Origin of the sequence: Pseudomonas sp. Sample_9, assembly GCF_004307535.1 — a bacterium.
GTDB lineage: Bacteria > Pseudomonadota > Gammaproteobacteria > Pseudomonadales > Pseudomonadaceae > Aquipseudomonas > Aquipseudomonas mercuritolerans.
The window spans coordinates 1-5775 of the sequence record NZ_RAZO01000153.1 but is presented as its reverse complement, the minus strand read 5'-3'; the positions used below and the strand labels follow the sequence as shown (position 1 = coordinate 5775).

Genomic DNA, 5775 nt, shown 5'->3' with positions numbered 1-5775 from the left:
GCCGGTCGTCGAGCAGTTGCTTGCCGGCGACCCACAGGTGTTTCACGCAATCACGGCCGGTGGCATAAATCAGCTGCGACACCGGGTCATACACCGGTTGCTGCGCCAGACCGGACAGGTCGAAGGCGACAATGTCTGCGGCTTTGCCGATCTCCAGCGAGCCGACCTGCGCCTCGATCCCCAGCGCACGGGCGCCATTGAGGGTGGCCATGCGCAAGGCGCGATGGGCGTCCAGCGCAGTGGCAGAGCCGGCGACGGCTTTGGCCAGCAGGGCGGCGGTGCGGGTTTCGCCGAGCAGATCCAGATCATTGTTGCTCGCCGCGCCATCGGTACCGACAGCGACGTTTACCCCAGCCTGCCACAAACGTTCGACCGGGCAGAAGCCGCTGGCCAGTTTCAGATTGGATTCCGGGCAGTGGATCACGCTGCTGTTGCTTTCTACCAGCAGCGCGAGGTCGTCATCGCTGATCTGGGTCATGTGCACCGCCTGGAAGCGCGGGCCGAGCAGGCCAAGGCGACCCAGGCGCGCCAGTGGCCGTTCGCCGGTTTGCTCGACGGCCTGCTGCACTTCGAACGCGGTTTCATGCACATGCATGTGGATCGAGGCGTCAAGCTCCTCGGCGATGACCCTGATTTTTTCCAGGTTCTCATCACCGACGGTGTAGGGTGCATGCGGGCCGAAAGTAATCTTGATGCGTTCGTGATGCTTGAGATCGCCGAACAATTCGACGCCCTGACGAATGGCTTCGTCGGCACTGCTGGCGCCGGGGATCGGGAAATCGAGGATCGGAATGGCGATCTGCGCGCGGATACCGCTGTTGTGTACGCGCTCGCTGGCGACTTTCGGGAAGAAATACATGTCAGAGAAGCAGGTGATGCCGCCCTTGATCTGCTCGGCGATGGCCAGATCGGTGCCGTCGCGGACGAAATCCTCATCGACCCATTTGCCCTCGGCCGGCCAGATGTGGTTTTCCAGCCAGGTCATCAGCGGCAGATCGTCAGCCAGGCCACGGAACAGCGTCATCGCCGCGTGGCCGTGGGCATTGATCAGTCCCGGCGCCAACAGAACATCCGGCAGTTCACGGATTTCTGTCGCGTTACACTTCAACGCTTCGGCGCGCGGGCCGATAAACACGATGCAACCGTCACGGATGCCCAGGCCGTGCTCCTTGAGCACCACGCCTGCCGGTTCGACGGGGACCAGCCAGGTCGGCAGCAATAACAGGTCGAGCGCAATGGCAGGTTTCGGCATCGAGGGTCGGTTCCAGTGCTTTTGTAAAGGATGGCGAAGTATACCCGAGCGTCTTCGCGGGGGGATCGCTATAATCGGCGGCTTTTGTTCATGAGTGCGGGGTGTGGGATGCGCGATCGACTGTTGGCTGCGGAGAAAGTAAAGGCCATCGATTGGCGTGATGGCGCGCTGCACCTGCTGGATCAGCGTATTTTGCCGTTCGAGGAAACCTGGATCGCCTACACCAGCGCCGCCGGCGTGGCCGAGGCGATTCGCTCGATGGTCGTGCGGGGCGCGCCGGCCATCGGCATCAGCGCGGCCTATGGCATCGTCCTTGCGGCGCGGGCGCGGATTGCCGAGGGCGGCGACTGGTACGCGGCGCTGGAAGAGGATTTCGCGCTGTTGGCCGATTCGCGTCCGACCGCGGTCAATCTGTTCTGGGCGCTGGGCCGCATGCACGATCGCCTGGATCGGCTTAAAAGCAACGCCGATCCGCTGGCGGCGCTGGAAGCCGAGGCCATCGCCATTCACGAAAGCGACCGCGAAGCCAACCTGACCATGGCGCAGCTTGGTGTCGATCTGATTCGCAAGCATCAGGGCAACGCTCAAGCCATCCTGACCCATTGCAACACCGGCGCGCTGGCCACCGGTGGGTTCGGTACTGCGCTGGGGGTGATCCGCGCTGCTTATATAGAAGGCATGGTCGAACGCGTTTACGCCGACGAAACCCGGCCGTGGCTGCAAGGCTCGCGCCTGACCGCGTGGGAACTGGCCAACGAAGGCATTCCAGTGACCCTGAACGCTGATTCCGCCGCCGCGCACATCATGAAAACCAAAGGCGTGACCTGGGTGATCGTCGGCGCCGACCGCATCACCGCCAATGGCGACGTGGCGAACAAGATCGGCACCTACCAACTGGCAGTCAACGCCATGCACCACGGCGTGCGCTTCATGGTCGTGGCACCAAGTTCGACCATCGACATGAACCTCGCCAGCGGCGATGACATCCCGATCGAAGAGCGTGATGGCGCCGAGTTGCTGGAAGTTGGTGGTAAACGCGTCGGTGCCGATGTTGAAGCGTTCAACCCGGTGTTTGATGTCACACCGGCGGATCTGATTGATGCGATCGTCACCGAAAAAGGCATCGTCGAACGCCCGGATACCGCGAAAATGGCCCAGCTGATGTGTCGCAAGCGCCTGCATTGAAGGTCTTTAGCGTGTGAGCGGGCCCCATCGCTGGCAAGCCAGCTCCCACAGGTTTTGTGCCCGGCATTGAACCTGTGGGAGCTGGCTTGCCAGCGATGAGGGCCTGAATGTCAATAAACAACTGTAAATCTGCCCCAGATTTCACATTCAAAGAAGCTCAGAGCTTCTGTCGTCCCCCTCAAGCCTGTCATCGGTCAACTAACTATGCTCCATGCGCATCTGGGGGATAGGTGCGTGGCGGCCTTTGTGATAACATCCGGCGTTTTCCGAGGCGGCTCCACGGAGCTGTCTTTACTGCGCAAATCCGCGATCCAATGTTGATTTGTCGTAAGTCGGCGCATGGCACTCGGCCGGCCCCGACGAGCTTCGTTGCTCCCACATGGATATGACGAAGTTTCACCAGAAAAAGGAATCAGGCTTCTCATGGGCGAACTGGCCAAAGAAATCCTCCCGGTCAATATCGAAGACGAGCTGAAACAGTCCTACCTCGACTACGCAATGAGCGTGATCGTCGGCCGTGCACTGCCGGATGCGCGCGATGGCCTCAAGCCCGTGCACCGTCGCGTACTGTTCGCGATGAGCGAGCTGGGCAACGACTACAACAAGCCGTACAAGAAATCTGCCCGTGTCGTCGGCGACGTGATCGGTAAGTATCACCCGCACGGTGACACTGCCGTGTACGACACCATCGTTCGTATGGCCCAGCCTTTCTCCCTGCGCTACCTGCTTGTCGACGGCCAGGGCAACTTCGGTTCGGTCGACGGCGATAACGCTGCGGCCATGCGATACACCGAAGTGCGCATGACCAAGCTGGCGCACGAGCTGCTGGCTGACCTGCACAAGGAAACCGTGGACTGGGTGCCGAACTACGACGGTACCGAACTGATCCCGGCGGTCATGCCGACCCGCGTGCCGAACCTGCTGGTCAACGGTTCCAGCGGTATCGCCGTGGGCATGGCGACCAACATTCCGCCGCACAACCTCGGTGAAGTCATCGACGGTTGCCTGGCCCTCATCGACAACCCCGAGCTGACCGTCGATGAGCTGATGCAATACATTCCCGGTCCGGACTTTCCGACGGCTGCGATCATCAACGGTCGCGCCGGCATCATCGAAGCCTACCGCACCGGTCGCGGGCGCATTTACATGCGTGCCCGCTCGATCATCGAAGACATCGACAAGGTCGGTGGCCGTCAGCAGATCGTCATCACCGAACTGCCTTACCAGCTGAACAAGGCGCGTCTGATCGAGAAGATCGCCGAGCTGGTCAAAGAGAAGAAGCTCGAAGGCATCACCGAGCTGCGCGACGAGTCCGACAAGGACGGTATGCGCGTCGTGATCGAGCTGCGTCGCGGTGAAGTGCCTGAGGTGATCCTCAACAACCTCTACGCCCAGACCCAGCTGCAATCGGTGTTCGGTATCAACATCGTCGCGCTGATCGACGGCCGCCCACGCATCCTCAACCTCAAGGATCTGCTGGAAGCCTTCGTCCGTCACCGCCGCGAAGTGGTCACCCGTCGTACCGTGTTCGAACTGCGCAAGGCGCGCGAGCGCGGGCACATTCTTGAGGGCCAGGCCGTTGCCCTGTCGAACATCGACCCGGTCATCGCCCTGATCAAGGCCTCGCCAACGCCGTCGGAAGCCAAGGAAGCGCTGATCAGCACGCCTTGGGAATCCTCGGCTGTGGTGGCGATGGTTGAGCGTGCCGGTGCCGATTCGTGCCGTCCGGAAAACCTCGATCCGCAATACGGCCTGCGTGAAGGCAAGTACTTCCTCTCGCCAGAACAGGCGCAAGCCATTCTCGAACTGCGCCTGCACCGTCTGACCGGTCTGGAGCACGAGAAGCTGCTGGCCGAGTATCAAGAGATTCTCAACCAGATCGGCGAGCTGATCCGCATCCTCAACAGCGCTGTGCGCCTGATGGAAGTGATCCGCGAAGAACTGGAAGTGATCCGCGCCGAATACGGCGACGTGCGCCGCACCGAAATTCTCGATGCCCGTCTCGACCTGACCCTGGGCGACATGATCCCGGAAGAAGAGCGCGTCGTGACCATCTCCCACGGTGGCTACGCCAAGACCCAGCCGCTGGCTGCGTACCAGGCTCAGCGTCGTGGCGGCAAAGGCAAGTCGGCCACCGGCGTCAAGGACGAGGACTACATCGCTCACCTGCTGGTTGCCAATAGCCACACCACGCTGCTGCTGTTCTCCAGCAAGGGCAAGGTTTACTGGCTCAAGACCTACGAAATTCCGGAAGCATCCCGCGCTGCCCGTGGTCGTCCGCTGGTCAACCTGCTGCCGCTGGATGACGGTGAATACATCACCACCATGCTGCCGGTCGAGGAATACACCGAAGGTCACTACATCTTCATGGCTACCGCCAACGGCACCGTGAAGAAGACCCCGCTGGAATCCTTCAGCCGTCAGCGCAGCGTCGGTCTGATCGCGCTGGAGCTGGACGAAGGCGACGTGCTGATCTCTGCAGCCATCACCGATGGCGAGCGCGAAGTGATGCTGTTCTCCGACGGCGGCAAGGTCACCCGCTTCAAAGAGTCCGACGTGCGTGCCATGGGCCGTACCGCTCGCGGCGTGCGCGGCATGCGTCTGCCGGAAGGGCAGAAGCTGATTTCCATGCTGATCCCGGAAGAAGGCAGCCAGATCCTCACCGCTTCCGAGCGTGGTTATGGCAAGCGCACCGCGATCACCGAGTTCCCTGAGTACAAGCGTGGCGGTCAGGGCGTGATCGCCATGGTCAGCAACGAGCGCAACGGCCGTCTGGTCGGCGCGGTGCAGGTGCTCGACGGCGAAGAAATCATGCTGATCTCCGATCAGGGCACCCTGGTGCGTACCCGTGTCGACGAAGTGTCGAGCCTGGGTCGTAACACTCAGGGCGTGACGCTGATCAAGCTGGCCAAGGATGAAACCCTGGTCGGGCTGGAGCGGGTTCAGGAGCCTTCGGAAATCGAAGGCGAAGAGCTCGAAGGTGAAGAGGGCGAGGAAATCGCAGGCACCGTCGGTATCGACGAGGCCGCAGACGACCAGCAACTCGACGCCGCAGCAGACGAAGAACCGCAGGAATAAGCGGACAAACGAGGGGGCGGATGAGAATTCGCCCCCTTGTTATTTGTCCGGTATGAATTTTCGACATCATGGAGATCCCCTGTGGGAGCGAGCCTGCTCGCGAAAGCAGGCGCTGCGGTACCTCTGAAGCACCGCGGTGATGCATTCGCGAGCAGGCTCGCTCCCACAGGGCCATGTTGATCGGTAGTGTGATTTATTGCGTGATACCACCAAATCAGAGCGAGATTGGATGTGAGCAAGCGAGCCTATAACTTCTGCGC

The 5775-nt window shown here is 61.3% G+C and carries 3 protein-coding genes; 2 read left to right on the top strand and 1 reads right to left on the bottom strand.

Annotated elements, in window-relative coordinates; genetic code table 11:
* A partial coding sequence (locus D6877_RS07850) for a TRZ/ATZ family hydrolase (RefSeq protein WP_130910405.1) occupies positions 1–1252 on the bottom strand: 1252 nt, incomplete at its 3' end.
* A gap of 108 nt (positions 1253–1360) precedes the next feature.
* On the opposite strand from D6877_RS07850, the gene mtnA reads away from it, so the two are divergent.
* Together mtnA and gyrA are read left to right on the top strand one after the other, a co-directional pair.
* Positions 1361–2437: an S-methyl-5-thioribose-1-phosphate isomerase gene (gene mtnA / locus D6877_RS07845; RefSeq protein WP_016770927.1), complete on the top strand. Its 1077-nt coding sequence runs from the start codon at positions 1361–1363 to the stop codon at positions 2435–2437.
* Between the two features lie 423 nt (positions 2438–2860).
* Positions 2861–5515, top strand: a complete 2655-nt coding sequence (gyrA, locus tag D6877_RS07840) for a DNA gyrase subunit A (RefSeq protein WP_130910404.1) — start codon at positions 2861–2863, stop codon at positions 5513–5515.
* Positions 5516–5775 lie beyond the last annotated feature (260 nt).